This is a genomic window from Ramlibacter sp. MMS24-I3-19 (genome assembly GCF_050320135.1).
In the GTDB taxonomy this organism is placed as follows: Bacteria; Pseudomonadota; Gammaproteobacteria; order Burkholderiales; family Burkholderiaceae_C; genus Ramlibacter.
In genome coordinates, this window is the sequence record NZ_CP190017.1 from 1,935,718 (window position 1) to 1,953,835 (window position 18,118).

Here is an 18,118-nt window from a genome sequence, read left to right on the forward strand (position 1 = left end):
TGCCTGTGTGATCAGCCCAGCCGCGCGAGCTGCTCGCGCACCTTGGCCAGCGTGGCGCCGAAGTCGGCGATGCGCTTGCGTTCCTGGTCGATGACGGCGGGCGGCGCCTTGGCCACGAAAGCCTGGTTCGACAGCTTGGCGTTGGCCTTGGCGATCTCGCCGTCCAGGCGCGCCGCTTCCTTGGAGAGGCGCGCCTTTTCAGCGGCCACGTCGATCTCCATGAACAGGCACAGGCGCGACTCGCCGACGACCGCGACCGGTGCGGCCTGCGCAGCCGCCGCCCACGACGCCTCGTCGTCGAACACCTTCACCTCGCTCAGCCGCGCCAGCGCCTGCAGCACCGGTGCTGCGTCACGCAGGAACGCGGCATCGCCCACTGCATACAGCGGCAAGCGCGTGCTGGGCGACACGTTCATTTCGCCGCGCAGCTGGCGGCAGCTGTCGACCATGGCCTTGAGGCGGTCGACATGCGCGATCGCCGCCTCGCCGATCTTCTCGGGCTGCGCCTGCGGGTACTTCGCGACGGCCACCGACTCCCCGGCGATGCCGGCCACGGGCGCCACCTTCTGCCACAGCTCCTCGGTGATGAACGGGATCACGGGATGTGCCAGGCGCAGGATCGCCTCCAGCGTGCGAATGAGCGTGCGGCGCGTGGCGCGCTGGCGGCTGGCATCGCCGTCCCTGGTGGCCTCGCGCAACTGCACCTTCGCGATCTCGAGATACCAGTCGCAGTACTGGTTCCAGACGAAGTCGTAGATCGCGTTGGCGACGTTGTCGAGGCGGTAGTCGGCGAAGCCTTGCGCGACCTCGGCCTCGACCTTCTGCAGCGCGGACGCGATCCAGCGGTCGGCCTGCGAGAACGTCATGTAGCCATGCGCCGGGCCACCGGGCTGGCATTCGGCCTTGGTGTGTTCCTTCAGGCCGCAGTCCTGGCCTTCGCAGTTCATCAGCACGAACAGCGACGCGTTCCAGAGCTTGTTGCAGAAGTTGCGGTAGCCCTCGCAGCGCTTGGTGTCGAAGTTGATGTTGCGGCCCAGCGTGGCGTAGCTGGCCATCGTGAAGCGCAGCGCGTCGGCGCCGAAGGCGGGGATGCCTTCCGGGAATTCCTTCTCGGTGGCCTTGCGCACCTGCGGGGCCGTCTCGGGCTTGCGCAGGCCGGTGGTGCGCTTCTCCAGCAGCGGCGGCAGCGAGATGCCGTCGATCAGGTCCACCGGGTCGAGCACGTTGCCCTCGGACTTGCTCATCTTGTGGCCGTGCGAGTCGCGCACCAGGCCGTGGATGTAGACGTCGCGGAACGGCACCTGGCCGGTGAAGTGCGTCGTCATCATGATCATCCGGGCGACCCAGAAGAAGATGATGTCGTAGCCGGTCACCAGCACGGTGGACGGCAGGTACAGCTCGAGGTCCTTGGTCTTGTCCGGCCAGCCCAGGGTGGAGAAGGGAACCAGCGCCGAGGAATACCAGGTGTCCAGCACGTCCTCGTCGCGGCGCAGTTGCTTGCCCGGCGCCTGCTTCTGCGCTTCCTCCTCGCTGCGGGCGACGTACACCTCGCCCTGCTCGTCGTACCACGCGGGGATCTGGTGGCCCCACCAGAGCTGGCGCGAGATGCACCAGTCCTGGATGTTGTTCATCCACTGGTTGTACGTGTTGACCCAGTTCTCGGGCACGAAGCGCACCTGGCCGGATTGAACCGCGTCGATGGCTTTCTGCGCGATCGACTTGCCTGACGGATCCTTGTCGCTGACCTTCGTCATGGCGACGAACCACTGGTCGGTCAGCATCGGCTCGACCACCTGCCCCGTGCGCGCGCAGCGCGGGACCATCAGCTTGTGCTTCTTCGTCTCGTCGAGGAGGCCCAGCGCCTCGAGGTCGGCGACGACCTTCTTGCGCGCGGCGAAGCGGTCCAGCCCGCGGTAGGCCGCCGGCGCGTTGTCGTTGATCTTCGCGTCCAGCGTCAGCACGCCGATGATGGGCAACTGGTGGCGGTGGCCGACGGCGTAGTCGTTCTGGTCGTGCGCGGGCGTGACCTTGACGACGCCGGTGCCGAAGGCGCGGTCGACGTAGTCGTCGGCGATGACGGGGATCTCGCGGTCGCACAGCGGCAGGCGCACGGTCTTGCCGACCAGGTGCCGGTAGCGCTCGTCCTCGGGGTGCACCATCACGGCCACGTCGCCGAGCATGGTCTCGGGGCGGGTGGTGGCCACCGTCAGGTGCCCGGAGCCGTCGGACAGCTCGTAGCGGATGTGCCAGAGGAAGCCGTCCTCCTCCTCGCTCTCCACCTCGAGGTCGCTCACCGCGGTCTTGAGCTCGGGATCCCAGTTCACCAGCCGCTTGCCGCGGTAGATGAGGCCCTGCTCGTACAGGCGCACGAAGGTCTCGGTCACGACGCGCGACAGGCCTTCGTCCATCGTGAAGTACTCGCGCGACCAGTCCACGGTGTCGCCCATGCGGCGCATCTGCGTGGTGATGGTGTTGCCCGACTTCTCCTTCCACTCCCACACGCGGGCGACGAAGTTCTTGCGCCCGAGGTCGTGGCGCGACTGGCCCTGCTCCTGCAGCTGGCGCTCCACCACGATCTGTGTGGCGATGCCCGCGTGGTCGGTGCCCGGCACCCAGGCCGTGTTGAAGCCGCGCATCCGGTGGTAGCGCGTCAGGCTGTCCATGATCGTCTGGTTGAACGCATGGCCCATGTGCAGCGTGCCGGTCACGTTGGGCGGCGGCAGCTGGATCGCGAACGAGGGCTCGCCGTCCTTGGGCGCACCGGTGCCGCGGTAGCCCGCGCGCCCATAGCCGCGCTGCTCCCAGACCGGCCCCCAGCGCTGCTCGATGGCCAACGGCTCGAAGGACTTGGACAGGCTGCTCAGGCCGGGTTGTGCTGGGGTGTCGCTCATGGCGGGCTCGGAAAACGAAAGCGGCACCCGAGGGTGCCGCCCTGGACAAAGGATGGCCCGATTCTATGCAGGGGTGGCCGCGGACCCGGCCGCGGGCCGCTGGGCCGCCGCGGCCACGCACTCGCGCAGCACCCGGGCGTCGCCCACCTGGTTGGCCAGCAGCAGGACCAGGCGCGCATTGAGCAGCTCGGATTCCTCGCGGCTGAGCCCGACATGGGCGTCGAGCAGCTGCTCGTAGAAACCGTCGGCGTCCTGGAAGTTCAGGGTGGTCTTCATGCGTCCTCTCCTTCGGCGCCCAGCGCGCGGGCCACGGCTTCGACGACCACCGCATCGATGCTCTCGCCCGTCGCGGCGACATAGGCATCCGGCCGCACCAGCGCCCACGCGTGGCCGAACACATGGCACGCGCCCTGCAGGTGGCCTTCGGGGTCGCGGACGTGCTCCAGCGCACCCGGACGGTCGCTGGTGCCCAGCACCTGCACGCAGCGCAGCGGTGCCTCCTGCACCAGCGCCCGCAGGCGCGCGAGGCCCGTGCGGCCGGGGTCGCCGAACACCAGCAGCAGCAGTCGGCCGTCCGCCCACAGCAGCAGGTCGTTGACCACGCCCTGGCTGCCATCGGGCCACTCGAAGCGCACGTTCTGCACCGACTGGCCGCCGGTGCTGTCGCAGACGCTGGAGCGCGTGTATGGATTGGCGATGGCCATCCGCCCGGTGTTGACCAGCTGGCGCGCGAACGGGTACTGGCGCGCGAGGCCCAGCGCCGCGGTGCGGAACAGGCGCTCGGCGCCGTCGGCCGGACGCAGGAAGCGGGCCGTGCGATTGGTGACCTGCACGTTCTGCTGCGCGGCCTCGTGCCGCTCCTCGTGGAAGCTGTCCAGCAGCCGGGCCGGTGCGCGGCCCTGGAGCACGGCCGCCAGCTTCCAGGCCAGGTTGTCGGCGTCGGCGATGCCCGTGTTGCCGCCGCGCGCACCGAACGGGCTCACCACCTTGGCGGCGTCGCCGATGAAGAACAGGCGGCCGTGGCGCATGGCATCGACGCATTCGCTGCGGTACGCATACGGCCCGACCCAGACGATCTCCACCTGGCAGTCCGGGCCGAACTGGCGCGCGAGGCGTTCGCGCACGACCTCCTCGCGGCTGACCTCCTCCGGGTCGGCGTTCGGCGCCATCTGGTAGTCGATGCGCCAGACGTCGTCGCCCATCAGGTGCTGCCACACCGCGCGGTTCTCGTTGAACGGCGCCTCGATCCAGGTGTGGCGCTCGACGGGCGGATGCTGCGAGAAGCGCACGTCGGCGATGCACCAGCGGTCGTCGCCCTTCTTCGCCGTGACCGTGGCGCCGGCCCAGCGCCGAAACGGCGAGTGGCAGCCGGTCGCGTCGATCACGTGGTCGGCGGTGAGCTGGTAGTCGCCGGCCGGGGTGGTGACGGACAGCGTGGCGCGCTGTCCGTCCTGCTCGAACGCGGTGACGCGGTTGTTCCAGCGCAGTTCGATGCCGCCGAGTTCGTGGATGCGCTCGACCAGGAAGCCCTCGATGTAGAACTGCTGGATGTTGATGAAGGGTGGCTGGCTCGACAGCTGGTAGGCGCTCTGCTGCCGCAGGTCGAACGAGTACACCTCGTCGCGGCCGGCGAAGGTGCGGCCGACGCTCCACTGGATGCCCTTGCGCGCGATGCGCTCGTAGATGCCCAGCCGGTGGAAGATCTCCAGCGACTTCTGCGTGTAGCAGATGCCGCGCGAGGAAGCGCCCTTGACCCCGACGGTGTTGTCTTCGTCGAGCACCACCGCCGGCACGCCGTAGCGCGCCAGCGCGCAGGCCAGCGTCAGGCCTGCCAGGCCGGCGCCGACGATTGCGACTGCATGGTGGCCGGGCCGGCCCTCGCGCAGCTCGGCCGGCTCGACGAAGGGGTACTCGGGCAGCTGGTAGCCGCCGCCCTGGGTGAATTCGTAGCCGTTGGTGAACGTGCTGTCGGCGTAGCCGGTGCGCGACTCGTCCATGGTTGTCTCCTCGTGGGGCAGCGGCCGGCTTGTGGACGCCGGCTCGGCCGCGAGCCGGTCAGCGCTTCACGAACTCGGGCCGGTCATTCTGCTGCGGCTTCAGCGGCTGCGCCGCCTTGCCGGCAGCGCGGTCCTTGCGCCACTGCTCCTTGCGTGCGGTCCACTCGGCCAGCCGCTGGTGCGCCGTCTTGCTCTCCTGCAGCATCTGGAACTCGTCCGCGAGCTGGGCCGACAGCTCCAGCCGGATGCCGTTGGGATCGAAGAAGTAGATGCTGTGGAAGATGTGGTGGTCGGTGATGCCCAGCACCTCGACGCCATGCGCCTCCAGCCGCGCCTTCATGTCGCGCAGGTCCTGGTCGGTGTCGACGCGGAACGCGATGTGGTTGACCCACGCCGGCGTGTTGGGCGACGGCTCGGCCGCGACGTCGTCGCCGAGGTCGAAGAAGGCGATGAACGAGCCGTCCTGCAGGCGGAAGAAGAAGTGCGTGTACGGGCAGTACTCGCCCGTGCTGGGCACGACGTCGCTCTGGATGATGTGGTAGAGCGGCAGCCCCAGGATGTCCTCGTAGAAGTGCCGCGTCTCCTCGGCGTCGCGGGCGCGGTACGCGTAGTGGTGCAGCTGCTGCACGGGGGCGGGCGCGGGCAGCGCGTTCGGGGCTCGGAGGACGGCGGCCATGGGATCTCCGGAATTCAACATTGCGTAACGCATTCACTATACCGTAATGGGTGATGCGGCCTCCACAGCCAGCGGAAACCCCCGTTGCGGTGCGTTCGAACGGGCCGCTACAGTGGTCCTTCCTCGTCATTCCACCCAGCAAGGAGCAATGCCATGCCGACACTCAAGGGTTCCAGGACGGAAGACAACCTGAAGGCCGCATTCGCGGGCGAATCGCAGGCCAACCGGCGCTACCTGTACTTCGCCAGCAAGGCCGACGTGGAGGGCTACAACGACGTCGCCGCCCTGTTCCGCTCGACGGCCGAAGGCGAGACCGGCCATGCGCACGGCCACCTCGAATGGCTGGAGCAATGCGGCGACCCGGCCACCGGCCTGCCGATCGGCCCCACCCGTGACAACCTGAAGGCCGCGGTGGCGGGCGAGACGCACGAGTACACCGACATGTACCCCGGCATGGCCAAGACCGCGCGCGAGGAAGGCCACGACGAGGTGGCGGACTGGTTCGAGACCCTGGCGAAGGCCGAGCGCTCGCATGCCAACCGCTACCAGAAGGCGCTGAACGAGCTCGTCGACTGACAGGCCGCGCATGCGCGAAGGCAGCCTCGAGGCGCCCACGCGCCATCCCATCGCGTGGAAGGACCCGGCCTTCCACGACGAGGGCGCCGCATTCCGCGAGCTGGAGCGCATCTTCGGGATCTGCCACGGCTGCCGCCGATGCGTCAGCCTGTGCGGCGCGTTTCCGACGCTGTTCGACCTGGTGGACGAAGGCAAGACCGGCGAAGTGGACGGCGTCGAGAAGCGGGACTACTGGAAGGTGGTCGACCAGTGCTACCTGTGCGACCTGTGCTACATGACGAAGTGCCCGTACGTGCCGCCGCACGAATGGAACCTGGACTTCCCGCACACCATGCTGCGCGCCAAGGCCATCAAGTTCCGCAAGGGCGAAGTCGGCAAGGGCGAGCAGTTCCTCGCCTCCACCGACACCCATGGCAAGTTCGCCGGCATCCCGGTGGTGGTGCAGGCCGTGAACGCGCTCAATCACACCGAAGCCGCACGAGGCGCGATGGAGAAGGTGCTGCACGTGGATCGCCACGCGTGGCTGCCCGACCTGGCCACGCGCAAGTTCCGCAGCGCAGCGCCGAAGTCCCCATCGCATCCGGTGCGCGACGGCGAGCGCTCGCCCGGCAAGGTCGCCGTCTATGCCACCTGCTACGTCAACTACAACGAGCCCGGCATCGGACATGACCTGCTGAAGGTGCTGGACCACAACGCGGTGCCGTACCTGCTGGTGGAGAAGGAGCGCTGCTGCGGCATGCCCAAGCTCGAACTGGGCGACCTCGCCGGCGTCGATGCGCTCAAGCGCGCCAACATCCCGGTGCTGGCGCGCTACGCGCGCGAGGGCTACGCGATCCTGTCGGCGGTGCCCAGCTGCACGCTGATGTTCAAGCAGGAACTCCCGTTGATGTACCCCGACGACGCCGACGTGCAGTTGGTGAAGGAGGCGATGTGGGACCCGTTCGAGTACCTGGGCGCGCGGCGGCGTGACGGCCTGCTGCGCACCGAGTTCACGCAGCCGCTGGGCAAGGTGAGCTACCACACGCCATGCCACGGCCGCGTGCAGAACATCGGCAAGCGCACCGAGGAGATCCTCAAGCTCGTGCCCGGCACCGACGTCGCGACGCACGAGCGCTGCTCGGGCCACGCGGGCACCTACGGCGTGAAGACCAGCGGCCATGCGATGGCGATGAAGATCGGCAAGCCGCTGTTTCGCAAGATGGCCGAGCACCCCAAGGGCGGCCGCCCGACATCATCAGCTCCGATTGCCCGCTGGGTGGCCACCACATCGCCCAGGGCTTCGAGGTCAACCAGCTGGGATCGCCGAAGCTGGAACATCCCCTCACGCTGGTGCGCCGCGCCTACGGACTCGACTGATGCAGCTCACCGGCAAGGTCACGCCCGACAGCCTGATGACGCTGGAGGCCTATGCGCGCTGGCGCAAGGCCCACCAGCGCGAGGTGATCGCGCACCGCAAGCTGCGCACCGTGCACCTGGGCGAGCACATGACGCTGCAGTTCGAGAGCGAGACCAGCGTGCGCTACCAGATCCAGGAGATGCTGCGCATCGAGAAGATCTTCGAGGAGGAAGGCATCGCACAGGAAGTCGAGGCCTATGCGCCGCTGGTGCCCGACGGCGCCAACTGGAAGGCCACGCTGCTGCTCGAATATCCCGACGTCAGCGAACGTCAGCGCGAGCTGGTGCGGCTGATCGGCGTGGAAGACCGCATGTTTGTCGAGGTCGAAGGCCACGATCGCGTGTATGCGATTGCCGACGAGGACCTGGACCGCGAGAACGACGAGAAGACGTCGGCCGTGCACTTCCTCCGGTTCGAGTTCCCGCCGGTGCAGGTGCAGGCGATCCACGCGGGGGCCGGCGTGAAGGTGGGTTGCGACCACCGCAACTACCCGGCGCACGTGGCCATCGGGGCCGAGACGCTGGCGTCGCTCGCCGGCGACCTGCGCTGAGCGGCGTCAGTCCGGCGCGAACAGGTCCACGCGGTCGGTGATGATGCCGTCGGTGCCCAGCGCCAGCAGGCGCTGCGCGGCCCAGTCGTCGTTCACCGTGTAGCTCAGGCAGCGCATGCCCGCGCCGTGCACCTGCGCCACGGTGGCAGCGTCCCAGAGCGCGTGGTTCGCGACCACGGCCACGCACTGCAGCTGGCGCGCGATGTCGAACCAGCCGTCCCACAAGGTGTCCACCAGCAGGCCGCGCGGCAGCTCGGGCGCAGCCTGCATCGCGCCTTGCAGCGCCTCGGGACGGAATGACGTGAGCAACGGCGGCACGTCGGCACCGGCCCACAGCCTGCGGGCCTCGCGTGCGACCACCTCGCCGGTGGGCTGCTCCACGCCCGGCGTCGGCTTGATCTCGATGTTCAGCAGGCACGCATTGGCTCGGCAGTAGCGGGCCAGGTTCTCCAGCGTGGCGAGTGGCTCACCGGCGTAGGCGCGCGAATGCCAGTCGCCCGCATCGAGCTGCGACAGCTCATGCCACGGCCGCTCGCCGCCAACGCCGCTTCCGTTGGTGGTGCGGTCCAGCGTGGCGTCGTGCATCAGGAACACCACGCCGTCGGACGACAGCTTGGCGTCGCACTCGAACATGCGATAGCCGTGCGACGCACCGAGGCGGAAGGCCGCCAGCGTGTTCTCGGGTGCCAGCTTGCCGGCGCCGCGGTGGGCGATCCAGCGCGGGTAGTTCCAGGCCTGCATGCTCACAGCCTCTTGCCGCTGGCGGCGTCGAAACGGTGCAGGCGGTCCTCGTGCGGGCGCACGCGGATCGTCTCGTCGGGGCGCGGCGGGGCGAGGCGCCCCTCCTCGACGCGCACGATGATCTGCTCGGCACCCAGCCGCCCGTAGATCAGGCGCTCGGCACCCAGCAGTTCCACGGTCTCGACCTTCACGTCCCAGCCGTCGCTGCCCACCTGCAGGTGTTCGGGACGGATGCCTGTGATGGTGCCGGCGCGCCCGCCGGGGGCTTCCTTCAAGAGGTTCATGGGCGGCGAGCCGATGAAGCTGGCCACGAAGGTGGAGGCCGGGCGGTGGTAGACCTCCTCGGGCGTGCCGAACTGCTCCATCACGCCGGCGTTCATCACCAGCATGCGTTGCGCGAGCGTCATCGCCTCGACCTGGTCGTGGGTGACGAACAGGGACGTGATGCCCAGTTCGCGGTGCAGCTTCTGGATCTCGATGCGCGTCTGGGCGCGCAGCTTGGCGTCGAGGTTGGACAGCGGCTCGTCGAACAGGAACACCTGCGGCTGGCGCACGATGGCGCGGCCCATGGCCACGCGTTGGCGCTGGCCGCCCGAGAGCTGGCGCGGCGTGCGTTCCAGCAGGTGCCCGAGCTCGAGGATCTTCGCCGCCTTGTCGACACGCGTCCTGATCTCGTCGACAGGCATCTTGCGGATGCGCAGGCCATACGCCATGTTGTCGAACACGGACATGTGCGGGTACAGCGCGTAGTTCTGGAACACCATCGCGATGTCGCGATCGGCCGGCTCCAGTTCGTTGACCACGCGGCCCCCGATCGCGATCTCGCCGCCGGAGATCTCCTCCAGGCCGGCCACCATGCGCAACAGGGTCGACTTGCCGCAGCCCGAAGGCCCGACGATGACGACGAACTCGCCGTCGCCCACCTCGGCGTCCACGCCGTGGATCACCTGCAGTTCCTGCTTGCCCTTGCCGTACCGCTTGCTGACGCGGCGAAGTGAAATGGCTGCCATGTCTTTATTTCTCTGTGTCCACCAGGCCCTTGACGAACCACTTCTGCATCAGCGTGACCACCAGTGCCGGCGGCAGCATCGCGAGCATCGCGGTGGCCATGACCACGTTCCATTCGATCTGTGCGTCGCCGCCGGTGGGCATCATCTGCTTGATGCCCAGCACCACCGGGTACATGCTTTCGTTGGTCGTCACCAGCAGCGGCCAGAGGTACTGGTTCCAGCCGTAGATGAACTGGATCACGAACAGGGCCGCGGTGCTGGTGGCCGACAGGGGCAGCAGCACGTCCTTGAAGAACCGCATCGGGCCGGCGCCGTCCATGCGCGCGGCTTCGGCCAGTTCGTCGGGCACCGTGAGGAAGAACTGCCGGTACAGGAACGTGGCGGTAGCGGACGCGATCAGCGGAATGGTCAATCCCGCGTAGGAGTTCAGCAGCCCGAGGTCCGACACCACCTTGTAGGTGGGCAGGATGCGCACCTCCACCGGCAGCATCAGCGTGATGAAGATCGCCCAGAAGAACGCCATGCGCATCGGAAACCGGAAGTACACGATGGCGAAGGCGGAGAGCAGGGAGATGGCGATCTTGCCGACCGCGATGGCCAGCGCCATCACCAGGCTGACGGTCAGCATGTGCGCCACCGGGGCGTGGGAGCCCGCGCCGCTGCGCTCGCCGGACAGGGCGGCCCGGTAGTTGTCGACCATGCTGCCGCCCGGCACCAGCGGCATCGGGACCTGCACGACTTCCTGCGCCGTGTGCGTCGACGCGACGAAGGTCAGGTAGAGCGGAAATGCCACCACCAGGATGCCGGCGATCAGCACGACATGCGTGAGGATGGAGAGGAAGCGGTTGCGCTCGACCATCAGTAATTGACTTTCTTCTCGACGAACCGGAACTGGATGACGGTCAGCGCGATGACGATGGCCATCAGCACCGCCGACTGCGCCGCGGAACTGCCCAGGTCCAGCGCCTTGAAGCCGTCGAAGTAGACCTTGTAGACCAGGATGGCCGTGTCCTTGCCGGGGCCGCCGTGCGTGGCCGCATCGATGATGCCGAAGGTGTCGAAGAACGCGTACACCACGTTGATCACCAGCAGGAAGAAGGTCGTCGGCGACAGCAGCGGGAACTGGATGGTCCAGAAGCGCCGCCAGGCCCCCGCGCCGTCAATGGCCGCGGCTTCGATCAGCGACTTGGGCACGCTCTGCAGGCCGGCCACGAAGAACAGGAAGTTGTACGACAGCTGCTTCCACACCGCGGCCATGATCACCAGCGCCATCGCATGGTTGCCATTGAGCAGCGGATCCCAGGGCAGGCCGGCGCTGTGCAGCCAGTAGGCGATCACGCCGATGCTGCCCGAGAACATGAACAGCCACACGACGCCGGCCACCGCGGGGGCGACCGCGTAAGGCCAGATCAGGAGCGTGCGGTAGAAGAGGGCGCTGCGCACGGCGCGGTCGGCGAAGTAGGCCAGCACCAGCGACAGCACGATGCCGATGAAGGCCACCAGCAGCGAGAAGACGGCGGTGGTCTCGAAGGATTCCAGGTAGCTGGCATCGTTGACCAGGTTGCGGAAGTTCTCCAGGCCGACCCATTCGACCGAGGTGCCGAACGCGTCCTGCTGCTGGAACGACTGCACCAGCGCCTGGCCGGCCGGCCAGAAGAAGAACACCGCGATGACGGCGACCTGCGGCGCCAGCAGCACCCACGGCAGCCAAGCCGACTTGAACGTGACCCTCTTCTCCATGGCCCGATTGTCGCCTCAACAGGTGCGCCTCCAGCGGGTCTCCCGGTCCGTAGTTCCCCCACGGCGCTCCAGACGAAGAAAACCCTCCGCCCGCTTGGCGGGGAGGGCTGGGGAGGGGGTGCCGTCAGGACGCCAGCGGCGGCGACGGCGGAGCGATGGCGAGCCGGTCGCTCAACCCTTGTGGGCCTTCTGGAAGCGTTCGAGCAACTCGTTGCCTCGCTGCACCACGGCGTCCAGCGCTTCCTTGGCGGTCTTCTTGCCGGCCCAGACCTGCTCCAGCTCTTCGTCCTCGACGGCGCGGATCTGCACGTAGTTGCCCAGCCGGATGCCGCGCGACTTGTCGGTGGTCTTGCGGATCATCTGGTTGACCGCGGTGTCGGTGCCCGGGTTCTGCTTGTAGAAGCCCGATTCCTCGGTGAGCTTGAACGCCGCCATCGTGATCGGCAGGTAGCCCGTGCGCTTGTGGCTGGCCGACTGCACCTCGGGGCTGGACAGGTAGTCGAAGAACGCGGCCACGCCCTTGTACTCCTCGGGCTTCTTGCCGGACATGACCCACAGGCTGGCGCCGCCGATCACGGTGTTCTGCGGTGCACCGGGAACGTCAGGGTAGTAGGGCAGGGGAGCGACGGCGTACTTGAACTTGGCGTTCTTGGCCACGTTGCCGTAGAAGCCCGACGACGTGGTGATCATCGCGCACTCGCCGGAGACGAACGAACCTTCGGCGGCGTTGTTGCGGCCCTTGTAGATGAACAGGCCCTGCTTGGCCATGTTCCCGAGGTTCTCGATGTGGCGCACGTGCAGCGGGGAGTTGGCCACCAGGCGGGCGTCCATGCCGTCGAGGCCGTTGCGCTTGGTCGCCAGCAGCGTGTTGTGCCAGGTCGAGAAGCTCTCGAGCTGCGTCCACCCCTGCCACGCGATCGTCAGCGGGCACTTGTGGCCGCTGGACTTCAGCTTGGCCGCGGCCAGTGCCACCTCGGGCCAGGTCTTGGGCGGGTTGTTCGCGTCCAGGCCGGCGGCCGTGAAGGCGTCCTTGTTGATGTAGAAGACCGTCGTCGAGCTGTTGAACGGGAAGCTCATCATCTGCCCGTTCGGGGCCGTGTAGTAGCTGGCCACGGCCGGGATGTAGGCGCCCGGATTGAACGGCTTGCCGGCATCCTTCATCATCTGCGCGACGGGCACCACGGCGCCCTTGCTCGCCATCATGGTCGCGGTGCCCACCTCGAACACCTGCAGGATGTTCGGTGCATTGCCCGCGCGGAAGGCGGCAATCGCGGCCGTCATGGACTCGTCGTAGCTGCCCTTGTAGACGGGGACGATCTTGTAGTCCTTCTGCTTGGCGTTGAAGTCCTTGGCCAGGTCGTTGACCCACTCGTTGTTCACGGCGGTCATCGAGTGCCACCACTGGATCTCGGTCTGGACCTGCGCGGCCATGGTGCAGGTGGCCGCGAGTGCTAGGGCGGCAAGCTTCAGCTTCATCGTTGATAACTCCTGGATGGGATCGGATGTGGGGCGTGACTCTACAGCCCCTCCGTGACAGCGATTAGACGGGCCGGCGCGCCGCGCGGCCACGGGGCTTTCCATACCCTGCCGGGCCGCGCCCCGGTGGCGCATGGCCTTCAGCCGTGCGGCCTTGTTGCACTGCGGTACCATCTCCCGTCAGCCGCGCCCCCCGTTTCCCTTCTCACGATCACGGCTGATGCACCGCTCCCCGTCCGGGGGCGGGGACCGGACCGATGAACGCACCGACCTCCCTCGACCAGCTCCTGGCTGCGGCTTCCGACGAGGCCCCGCGGCTGCGCGAGATTCCGTACAACTACACCTCGTTCTCCGACCGCGAGATCGTCATCCGCCTGCTCGGGCCGCGCGCCTGGGACCTGCTGGGCCGCCTGCGCGACGAGCGCCATACCGGCCGCTCCGCCCGCATGCTCTACGAGGTGCTGGGCGACATCTGGGTCGTGCAGCGCAATCCCTACCTGCAGGACGACCTGCTGGACAACCCCAAGCGGCGGCGCCTGCTGGTCGATGCGCTGAACCACCGACTGGCCGAGATCGAGAAGCGCCGCACGCCGCAGACCGACCCCGAGCGCGATGCGCTCGTCGGTGAGCTGCTGGTGGTGGCGCGCGAGGCGGTCACCACCTTCGACGACAGCTTCCGCCGGGCGGCGGACCTGCGCCGCCAGACGCTGAAGGTGCTGCGTCGGTGCACGGCGCGCGACAACATCAAGTTCGACGGCCTCTCGCGTGTCTCGCACGTCACCGACGCCACGGACTGGCGCGTGGAATACCCGTTCGTGGTGCTCACGCCCGACACCGAGGCCGAGATGGCCGGCCTGGTGAAGGCCTGCATCGAGCTGGGCCTGACGATCATTCCGCGCGGCGGCGGCACCGGCTACACCGGCGGCGCGATCCCGCTCACGTGGAAGAGCGTGGTGATCAACACCGAGAAGCTGGAGGCGATGACCGAGGTCGAGCATGTCCGCGTGCCCGGTCACGCCGAACCGGTGCCCACGGTGTGGACCGAGGCCGGCGTGGTCACGCAGCGCGTGTCCGACGCCGCCGAGCGCGCGGGCTACGTGTTCGCGGTCGACCCGACATCGGCCGAGGCCTCGTGCATCGGCGGCAACGTCGCGATGAACGCCGGCGGCAAGAAGGCCGTGCTGTGGGGCACCGCGCTGGACAACCTCGTGTCCTGGCGCATGGTGACGCCGCAGGCCGAGTGGCTGGAGGTCACGCGCCTCGACCACAACCTGGGCAAGATCCACGACGCGCCCACCGCCACTTTCGAGCTGCGCTACTTCGCCGCCGATGGCAAGACCGAGCTGCGCCGCGAGACGCTGGCCATCCCCGGCCAGGCGTTCCGCAAGGAAGGCCTGGGCAAGGACGTCACCGACAAGTTCCTCTCCGGCCTGCCGGGCATCCAGAAGGAAGGCACCGACGGCCTGATCACCAGCGCGCGCTGGGTGGTGCACCGCATGCCGGCGCACACCCGGACGGTGTGCCTGGAGTTCTTCGGCAATGCCAAGGACGCGGTGCCCAGCATCGTCGAGATCCGGGACTTGATGTTCGCGGAAAAGGGCCGCACGGGCGTCCTGCTCGCGGGGCTGGAGCACCTGGACGACCGCTACCTGAAGGCCGTCGGCTACGCCACCAAGTCCAAGCGCGGCGGGCTGCCGAAGATGGTGCTGGTGGGCGACATCGTCGGTGACGATGCAGACGCGGTGGCGCGTGCCACCTCGGAAGTGGTTCGCATCGCCAACTCGCGCAGCGGCGAGGGCTTCGTGGCCATCAGCGCCGAGGCCCGCAAGCGCTTCTGGCTCGATCGCAAGCGCACCGCCGCCATCAGCAAGCACACCAACGCCTTCAAGATCAACGAGGACGTGGTGATCCCGCTGCCGCGGATGGCCGAGTACACCGACGGCATCGAGCGCATCAACATCGAGCTGTCGCTGCAGAACAAGATCCGGCTGGCCGACGAACTGGAGGCGTTCTTCCAGCGGGGCAACCTGCCGCTGGGCAAGCTGGACGACGCCAACGAGATCCCGTCGGCCGAACTGCTGGAAGACCGCGTGGGCCAGGCCATTGCGCTGGTGCGCGAGGTGCGCGGCCAGTGGCAGGACTGGCTCGCCAACGTCGACCGGTTGTTCCCGCAGCTGCAGGACCACAGCCTGCGCGCCAGCTGGAAGACCCAGATCCGCGCGCCGCTGCAGCAGGTGTTCTCGGGCGGACCGTTCCAGCCGATCCTCGAGGAGATGAATGCCATCCACAAGCGCGTGCTCAAGGGCCGTGTGTGGGTGGCGCTGCACATGCACGCCGGCGACGGCAACGTGCACACCAACATCCCCGTCAACAGCGACGACTACGAGATGCTGCAGGCCGCGCACGCGGCGGTGAAGCGCATCATGGCGCTGGCCCGCTCGCTGGACGGCGTGATCTCGGGCGAACACGGCATCGGCATCACCAAGCTGGAGTTCCTCACCGACGCCGAGATCGGCCCGTTCGCCGACTACAAGGCGAAGGTCGATCCGGAAGGGCGCTTCAACAAGGGCAAGCTGCTGCGCCCGTCGACGCAGCAGGCGCCCATGTCGCTGTACGCCGACCTGACCAATGCCTATACGCCCAGCTTCGGGCTGATGGGGCATGAGTCACTGATCATGCAGCAGTCGGACATCGGCGCCATCGCCGATTCCATCAAGGACTGCCTGCGCTGCGGCAAGTGCAAGCCGGTCTGCGCGACGCACGTGCCGCGCGCCAACCTGCTGTACAGCCCGCGCAACAAGATCCTGGCCACCTCGCTGCTGGTCGAGGCGTTCCTGTACGAGGAGCAGACCCGCCGCGGGGTGTCGATCAAGCACTGGCAGGAGTTCGAGGACGTCTCGGACCACTGCACCGTGTGCCACAAGTGCGTGAACCCGTGCCCGGTGAAGATCGACTTCGGCGACGTGTCGATGAACATGCGCAACCTGCTGCGCAAGATGGGGCAGAAGAGCTTCCGCCCGGGCAACGCCGCGGCGATGTTCATGCTCAACGCCACCAATCCCGAGACCATCAAGCTGGTGCGCACGGCAATGGTGGGCGTGGGCTTCAAGGCGCAGCGCCTGGCCAACGACGTGCTGCGCGGCTTCGCCCGCAAGCAGGTGACGCTGCCGCCGTCGACGCACGAGCGGGCTCCCGCCAAGGAGCAGGTGATCCACTTCGTCAACAAGAAGCTGCCGGGTGGGCTGCCGAAGAAGACGGCGCGCGCGCTGCTGGACATCGAGGACAAGAACTACGTCCCGATCATCCGCAACCCGAAGACCACGACGGGCGAGACCGAGGCCGTGTTCTATTTCCCGGGCTGCGGGTCGGAGCGCCTGTTCTCGCAGGTGGGCCTGGCGACGCAGGCGATGCTGTGGCACGCCGGCGTGCAGACCGTGCTGCCGCCCGGCTACCTGTGCTGCGGCTATCCGCAGCGAGGCTCGGGCCAGTACGACAAGGCCGAGAAGATCATCACCGACAACCGGGTGCTGTTCCACCGCGTGGCCAACACGCTGAACTACCTGGACATCAAGACCGTGGTGGTCAGTTGCGGCACCTGCTACGACCAGCTGCAGGGCTACGAGTTCGAGAAGATCTTCCCGGGCTGCCGCATCGTGGACATCCACGAGTACCTGCTGGAGAAGGACATCAAGCTCGAGGGCGGCGGCGCCTACCTGTACCACGACCCCTGCCACACGCCGATGAAGCTGCAGGAGCCGATGAAGACGGTCAAGGCGCTGGTCGGCGACAACGTGCGCAAGTCCGAACGCTGCTGCGGCGAGTCGGGCACCTTCGCGGTCACGCGGCCCGACATCTCCACGCAGGTGCGCTTCCGCAAGGAGGAGCAGCTGCGCGCCGACGAGGCTGCGCTGCGCGCTACCGGCGCCGTTCCCGAGAAGGGCAACGTCAAGATCCTCACCAGCTGCCCCAGCTGCCTGCAGGGCCTCACGCGGTACAGCCATGACCTGCAGAACGGCCTGCTCGAGGCCGACTACATCGTGATCGAGATGGCCAACCGCATCCTCGGCACCGACTGGATGCCCGAGTACGTGCGGCAGGCCAACGCCGGCGGCATCGAGCGGGTGCTGGTGTGATCGTCGACCGCGTCGCCGGCTGCCCCCTCTGCGGGACCCGGCGGCGTGCTGGTCGCGCGCACCGACCGGCTCCGCGTGATCCGTGCCGAGGAGGACCCGAGGTTCCCCGCCTTCTACCGCGTGGTCTGGGAGGCGCACGTGCCCGAGTTCTCGCAGTTGTCGGCCGCCGATCGCATCCATTGCATGGACGTCGTGGTGCTGGTCGAACAGGCGCTGCGGCAGCACCTGCAGCCGGACAAGGTCAACCTCGCCGCGCTGGGCAATGCCGTGCCGCACCTGCACTGGCACGTCATCGCGCGCTACCAATGGGACAGCCACTTTCCGGCGCCTGTCTGGGCCGAGCCGAAGCGCGAGACGCCGCACGACGCCCTGCGGCAGCTCGCCGGGAAGCTCCCCGCGCTTGAGCATCACCTGGCGCAGGCGGTGGACAGGTTGGGCGACGCCTCGGCATAGACTCACGTCCATGGCAGGTCTGCAACGCGGCGGCGCAGTGCCGCAATCCATCACCGTGCACGCGAAATCGCGCGTGCTGGAAGTCGGTTTCTCCGACGGCGCGGTGTTCCGCATCCCGTTCGAGCTGATGCGCGTGTACTCGCCCTCGGCGGAAGTGCAGGGCCACGGCCCGGGGCAGGAGGTGCTGCAGACCGGCAAGCGCGAGGTGGACCTGCTGGGCCTCGACCCGGTCGGCAACTACGCCGTGCAGCCGCGCTTTTCCGACGGCCACGACAGCGGCATCTTCTCCTGGGACTACCTCTACAGGCTCGGCGCCGACCAGGCCCAGCTGTGGGCCGAGTACGAGCGGCGCCTGGCGGAGGCCGGCGTCGACCGCGACGCACCGATGACGCCGGCGGCAGGACATTCGCACGGGCACGGCTGCTCGCACTGAGCGGATTGCGTCGCACGCGCACGCGTGACTTTCGCCGGCCCGGCTC

Annotated in this window: 13 protein-coding genes and 2 pseudogenes; 6 read left to right on the plus strand and 9 right to left on the minus strand. The window is 68.0% G+C overall.

All coding sequences use genetic code 11. The annotated features are described in order from the left end of the window. Window positions 1–11 precede the first annotated feature (11 nt). The 4 genes from ACPWT1_RS09700 to ACPWT1_RS09715 all read right to left on the minus strand — a co-directional run bounded on the left by ACPWT1_RS09700 (window position 12) and on the right by ACPWT1_RS09715 (window position 5,564). Window positions 12–2,891 carry a valine--tRNA ligase gene (locus ACPWT1_RS09700; protein ID WP_427915162.1) on the minus strand — a complete coding sequence of 960 codons (2,880 nt, stop codon included), beginning with the start codon at window positions 2,889–2,891 and terminating at the stop codon, window positions 12–14. A gap of 63 nt (window positions 2,892–2,954) precedes the next feature. Further along, window positions 2,955–3,167: a DUF2783 domain-containing protein gene (locus tag ACPWT1_RS09705; RefSeq protein WP_427915163.1), complete on the minus strand. Its 213-nt coding sequence runs from the start codon at window positions 3,165–3,167 to the stop codon at window positions 2,955–2,957. Beyond that, window positions 3,164–4,888 (minus strand): FAD-dependent monooxygenase, encoded by a 1,725-nt coding sequence (locus ACPWT1_RS09710; RefSeq protein WP_427915164.1) that lies wholly within the window; start codon window positions 4,886–4,888, stop codon window positions 3,164–3,166. The genes ACPWT1_RS09705 and ACPWT1_RS09710 overlap by 4 nt, the downstream gene beginning before the upstream one ends. A gap of 58 nt (window positions 4,889–4,946) precedes the next feature. Continuing rightward, window positions 4,947–5,564, minus strand: a complete 618-nt coding sequence (locus ACPWT1_RS09715; protein ID WP_427915165.1) for a VOC family protein — start codon at window positions 5,562–5,564, stop codon at window positions 4,947–4,949. A 153-nt stretch (window positions 5,565–5,717) separates the two neighbouring features. Between ACPWT1_RS09715 and ACPWT1_RS09720 the strand changes: the two genes are divergently transcribed. The 3 genes and pseudogenes from ACPWT1_RS09720 to ACPWT1_RS09730 all read left to right on the plus strand — a co-directional run bounded on the left by ACPWT1_RS09720 (window position 5,718) and on the right by ACPWT1_RS09730 (window position 8,086). Continuing rightward, window positions 5,718–6,140: a rubrerythrin family protein gene (locus tag ACPWT1_RS09720; RefSeq protein ID WP_427915166.1), complete on the plus strand. Its 423-nt coding sequence runs from the start codon at window positions 5,718–5,720 to the stop codon at window positions 6,138–6,140. A gap of 10 nt (window positions 6,141–6,150) precedes the next feature. Then, window positions 6,151–7,496, plus strand: a pseudogene (locus ACPWT1_RS09725) ((Fe-S)-binding protein). Next, window positions 7,496–8,086 (plus strand): DUF3501 family protein, encoded by a 591-nt coding sequence (locus tag ACPWT1_RS09730; protein WP_427915167.1) that lies wholly within the window; start codon window positions 7,496–7,498, stop codon window positions 8,084–8,086. The pseudogene ACPWT1_RS09725 and the gene ACPWT1_RS09730 overlap by 1 nt, the downstream one beginning before the upstream one ends. 6 nt (window positions 8,087–8,092) lie before the next feature. Here the strand turns inward: ACPWT1_RS09730 and ugpQ are convergent, their stop codons facing one another. From ugpQ to ugpB, 5 genes are all read right to left on the minus strand, one after another. Next, window positions 8,093–8,827, minus strand: coding sequence for a glycerophosphodiester phosphodiesterase (gene ugpQ, locus ACPWT1_RS09735; RefSeq protein WP_427915168.1), 735 nt, complete (start codon window positions 8,825–8,827; stop codon window positions 8,093–8,095). Window positions 8,828–8,829: 2 nt separating this feature from the next. Beyond that, window positions 8,830–9,837, minus strand: a complete 1,008-nt coding sequence (gene ugpC / locus ACPWT1_RS09740; RefSeq protein ID WP_427915169.1) for a sn-glycerol-3-phosphate ABC transporter ATP-binding protein UgpC — start codon at window positions 9,835–9,837, stop codon at window positions 8,830–8,832. Between the two features lie 4 nt (window positions 9,838–9,841). Further along, window positions 9,842–10,696, minus strand: coding sequence for a sn-glycerol-3-phosphate ABC transporter permease UgpE (ugpE, locus tag ACPWT1_RS09745; RefSeq protein ID WP_427915170.1), 855 nt, complete (start codon window positions 10,694–10,696; stop codon window positions 9,842–9,844). Then, window positions 10,696–11,577, minus strand: a complete 882-nt coding sequence (gene ugpA / locus ACPWT1_RS09750; protein ID WP_427915171.1) for a sn-glycerol-3-phosphate ABC transporter permease UgpA — start codon at window positions 11,575–11,577, stop codon at window positions 10,696–10,698. Before ugpA ends, ugpE begins: the two co-directional genes overlap by 1 nt. A gap of 171 nt (window positions 11,578–11,748) precedes the next feature. Beyond that, window positions 11,749–13,053, minus strand: a complete 1,305-nt coding sequence (gene ugpB / locus ACPWT1_RS09755; RefSeq protein WP_427915172.1) for a sn-glycerol-3-phosphate ABC transporter substrate-binding protein UgpB — start codon at window positions 13,051–13,053, stop codon at window positions 11,749–11,751. Window positions 13,054–13,310: 257 nt separating this feature from the next. Here ugpB and ACPWT1_RS09760 point away from each other — a divergent pair, with 257 nt between their 5' ends. The 3 genes and pseudogenes from ACPWT1_RS09760 to ACPWT1_RS09770 all read left to right on the plus strand — a co-directional run bounded on the left by ACPWT1_RS09760 (window position 13,311) and on the right by ACPWT1_RS09770 (window position 18,072). After that, on the plus strand, window positions 13,311–17,186 hold the full coding sequence (locus ACPWT1_RS09760) for a DUF3683 domain-containing protein (RefSeq protein WP_427915173.1): 3,876 nt from the start codon (window positions 13,311–13,313) through the stop codon (window positions 17,184–17,186). Continuing rightward, window positions 17,186–17,639 (plus strand): annotated as a pseudogene (locus tag ACPWT1_RS09765) (HIT family protein). The gene ACPWT1_RS09760 and the pseudogene ACPWT1_RS09765 overlap by 1 nt, the downstream one beginning before the upstream one ends. A gap of 10 nt (window positions 17,640–17,649) precedes the next feature. After that, window positions 17,650–18,072 carry a gamma-butyrobetaine hydroxylase-like domain-containing protein gene (locus ACPWT1_RS09770; RefSeq protein ID WP_427915174.1) on the plus strand — a complete coding sequence of 141 codons (423 nt, stop codon included), beginning with the start codon at window positions 17,650–17,652 and terminating at the stop codon, window positions 18,070–18,072. The last annotated feature ends 46 nt before the right edge of the window (window positions 18,073–18,118 follow it).